Origin of the sequence: Pseudomonas sp. (assembly GCF_040514055.1) — a bacterium.
Lineage (GTDB): Bacteria > Pseudomonadota > Gammaproteobacteria > Pseudomonadales > Pseudomonadaceae > Aquipseudomonas.
Map to the genome: position 1 here is coordinate 1 of NZ_JBEVDL010000045.1, position 3974 is coordinate 3974.

Annotated in this window: 3 protein-coding genes; 2 read left to right on the forward strand and 1 reads right to left on the reverse strand. The window is 62.6% G+C overall.

What is annotated here, in order from left to right; translation table 11 throughout:
* Positions 1 to 2113, reverse strand: a 2113-nt coding sequence (fruB, locus tag ABWY06_RS10845; protein WP_353925575.1) for a fused PTS fructose transporter subunit IIA/HPr protein, incomplete at its 3' end; no start/stop codon positions are given.
* A gap of 294 nt (positions 2114 to 2407) precedes the next feature.
* Here fruB and cra point away from each other — a divergent pair.
* Positions 2408 to 3403 (forward strand): catabolite repressor/activator, encoded by a 996-nt coding sequence (gene cra, locus ABWY06_RS10850; RefSeq protein ID WP_323605496.1) that lies wholly within the window; start codon positions 2408 to 2410, stop codon positions 3401 to 3403.
* A 3-nt stretch (positions 3404 to 3406) separates the two neighbouring features.
* Positions 3407 to 3974, forward strand: a 568-nt coding sequence (locus ABWY06_RS10855; RefSeq protein WP_353925576.1) for a TatD family hydrolase, incomplete at its 3' end; no start/stop codon positions are given.

Genomic DNA, 3974 nt, shown 5'->3' on the forward strand with positions numbered 1-3974 from the left:
CCTGGGTCGCCTCGTCCGGCGCTTGCGGGTGGGCCATGAAAATCAGCTCGGTGCGCAGCAGACCGATGCCTTCGGCGCCCTGCTCCACCGCGCTGGTGACGCCGGCGCTTTCGCCGATGTTGGCGAACACTTCGACGGCGTGACCGTCGGTGGTCAACGCCGGTTGATGGCGTTGCTCGGCGGCGGCTTTCAGGCGTTGTTCGCGGGTGTCGCGCTCTACGGTGGCGCGTTGCAACGTGGCGGCATCAGCGTCTACATGCAGGCGACCGCGCTGGCCATCGATCAACAACGGCGTACCCGGCGCCAGCAGCAACACCGCGGCACCGGCGCCGACCAGCGCTGGAATCCCCAGGGCCCGTGCCACAATCGCGCTGTGGGCGGTGGCGCCACCCCGGGCGGTGAGAATGCCGGCGACCCGGGTCGGATCAAGCCGCGCCACGTCGGACGGACCGACTTCGTCCATCACCAGAATGTACGGTTGTTCAGGTTCACTCAGGGTTTCGACACCACTGAGTTGCGCCAGCACCCGTCGACCGATATCACGCAGGTCGGCGGCGCGCTCGGCGAGCAGGGCGTCCTGCAAGGATTCCTGTTGCCGGGCGGCGGCTTCGATCACCGACATCCACGCCGCTTCCGCGCTTTCGCCCTGCTTGAGACGGGTGTCGACTTCATCGGTCAATTCCGGATCGTCGAGCATTTCCTGGTGGGTGATAAAAATCTCGCGAATCGCCTTGGCCTTGCTGCGCTCGATCAAGCCGCCGATGTCCTGACGCACGTGCGCCAATGCTTGCTTGAGACGCTCACGCTCGATGCCGGCGGATTCTCCGCGCAGCGGGTAATCGATGGTTTGCAGCACCTGGATATGCGCCGGGCCGATGGCGATTCCCGGGGCGGCCGCGATGGCCTGCACCAGACTGCCGGACGCCGGGGCGAGCAGCACCTGGGCCACCTCGACAATCTCTTCACGCGGCTGACTCATCGGTGGCAGCGGCTCGACTTCTTCACCAAGGCCTTCTTCGATGGCGGCCAACAAGGCGGGCAAGGCGTCGGCAGCAATGCCTGGCTCGGCGATGATTTCCAGCACCTGGCCACGACGGGCGCCGAGGCTGAGCAGTTTGCTCAGGCTCTTGACCGACACCGCGCTGTCCTGGCCATCGACGATGCGGACACGAATCTCACCCTCAAAACTCTTCGCCAGTTGCGCGAGGATTTTCGCCGGACGGGCATGCAGGCCGTGGGCGTTGGCCAGCGTTATGCGCGCGCTCGGCCAATCGGCTGGCAGCTCACCACCCAGCACTTCCAGCACGGCGCGGCAACTGGTGGCGCGGCCTAACTCATGGCCGCGACCTTCTATCAGCAACGCACACAGCCGTTCGAGCAACGCTTGATGGGCCTCGCCAAGACTGGCCAGACAAAATAAACCGTTCAGCGGTTGGCCGAGGTAACGCAGCGGTTTGTCCGGGGTGACGAACGCCAGGCCCGGGCGCTTGACCGTTTGCTCACTGTGCAGCCACCACAGGCCATCGCCCAGCGGCAGCGCTTCAACCTGCTGCAACACGGCGGAGAAACCGTTGCTGACGCAGTCGGCCTGACGCAGCAAACGCGCGCCGCGCCAGACCAACTCCTCGAAATCTTCGGCGGCAACGCCCAGGCCGATCATCTGCGCATCCAGCGCCAGCTCCTGCGGCGCCCCTTGCAGCAATTTCAGCAGGGCCTCGGCGGAACCGGCGCGGCGCAAGGCCTGGCCCAGATCAGTTTCACCGAGGGCACGGGTCAGCAGTTGCAACAGGCGCAGGTGTTCGTCGGACTTGGCGGCAATACCAATCGCCAGGTAGACAATCTGTCCGTCGCCCCAGTCCACGCCGTCGGGGAATTGCATCAGGCGTACGCCTGTGGAAAACACCTGATCGCGGGTTTCGGGCGTACCGTGGGGGATGGCAATACCTTGTCCGAGAAAGGTCGAGCCCTGGGCTTCGCGTGCCTGCAAGCCGGCGAGGTAGCCCTCGTCAACCAGGCCATCGGCAACCAGGTGCCGGGCCAGCAGTTGCAGCGCGGCGGACTTATCCACAGCCGACTGGCCCATGGATATCTGCTCTATGGTGAGCTCGAGCATGCTTTCTCCTGTTGGCACCCTTGGGGCGCCAGGTATTGTTTTTGAATGATTCAGCTTAGGCCTTTGTCTTTAAACAATCTTTGGTGGTTTCGCGGCAGAACCGGCCAAAGCAGCCATTAACGTAGAAAATACGCTTGCTGAATCGTTTAATCTAGAGTGATTGGCACGTTACTCGATAATGTTGCATCGTTGAAGCCCAACTTGTCGGATGCGTTGTGACAAAGGTCGCCTGCCTGAATCGGGTAGGATTGGTGAAAATGTCGAGGCTAGCTCGAGAAAACAAGGAATAGCGGGTTGAAACTCAGTGATATAGCCCAGCTGGCCGGTGTGTCTGTCACCACCGCCAGCTACGTCATCAATGGCAAGGCCGAACAGCAACGCATCAGCAGCGCTACCGTCGAGCGCGTGCGCGCGGTCGTCGAAGAACATGGCTTCACGCCTAATCCCCAGGCGGCCGGTCTGCGCAGTCGCCACACCCGGACCTTGGGCTTCATTCTGCCGGACCTGGAAAACCCCAGTTACGCGCGGATCGCCAAGCTCCTGGAACAAGGTGCCCGGGCGCGTGGCTATCAGCTGTTGATCGCCAGCTCCGACGATGCACCCGACAGTGAACGGCAACTGCTGCAACTGTTCCGCGCCCGTCGCTGTGATGCCCTGATCGTCGCCAGTTGCCTGCCGCCGGGCGACGACAGCTATCGCCTGCTGCAAACCAAAGGCATTCCGATCATCGCCATCGACCGGGTCATGGAGCCCGAGTATTTCTGCTCGGTGATCAGCGACGACCGCGAGGCCAGCCTGCATCTGACCCGGAGCCTGCTTGATCCGCTGCCCAAACAGATCGCCTTGATCGGTGCCCGCCCCGAGTTGAGCATCAGCCAGGAACGGGCCGCCGGCTTCAAGGAGGCCTTGATCGGGTACGACGGCGAGGTCCTGATCGAACACGGTGATTCGTTCAGCCGTGAATGCGGCAAACAGTTGATGGAAGAATTGCTCCAGCGCGTAGGGCATTTGCCAGAAGCCCTGGTGACCACGTCCTATGTCCTGCTGCAGGGCGTGTTCGATGCATTGCACGACTTCCCGCTGAAAACCCGCCCGCTGCGCCTCGGCACATTTGGTGACACCCAGTTGCTTGATTTCCTGCCGCTGCCGGTGAATGCCATGGCGCAGCAACACCAATTGATTGCCGACAAGGCACTCGCGCTCGCCCTGGCGGCCATCGAGCAATCCGATTACCAACCCGGTGTGCAGGCCATCGCGCGGACGTTCAAACAACGTATTCGCCAGGACTGAGCCATGGACCTGATCGACACCCACACTCACCTGGACTTCCCCGACTTCGACGCGGATCGTCAGGCGCTGATGGCCGAAAGCCGCGCACTCGGGGTGCGCCAGATGGTGGTGCTGGGGGTTTATCAGGGCAATTGGCAACGTGTCTGGGACCTGGTGCAAAACGATCCGGACCTGCATGCGGCGTTCGGTTTGCACCCGGTGTATCTCGAGGATCATCGTCCCGAGCATCTCACCGAGCTGGGCGACTGGCTGACGCGATTGGCTGGCCATCGCCAGTTGTGTGCGGTGGGTGAGATCGGCCTGGACTACTTCATCGAAACCCTGGATCGCGAACGTCAGCAAGCGCTGTTCGACGCGCAACTGCAACTGGCGGTGGATTTCCACTTGCCCGCGCTGATTCATGTGCGCCGCAGTCATGCGGCCGTGATTGCCACGCTCAAACGCTTCAAGTTGAAACGCGCCGGGATCATCCATGCGTTCGCCGGCAGCCAGGAAGAAGCCCGCGAATACATCAAGCTCGGTTTCAAGCTCGGTCTCGGAGGCGCGGCGACCTGGCCCCAGGCACTGCGCA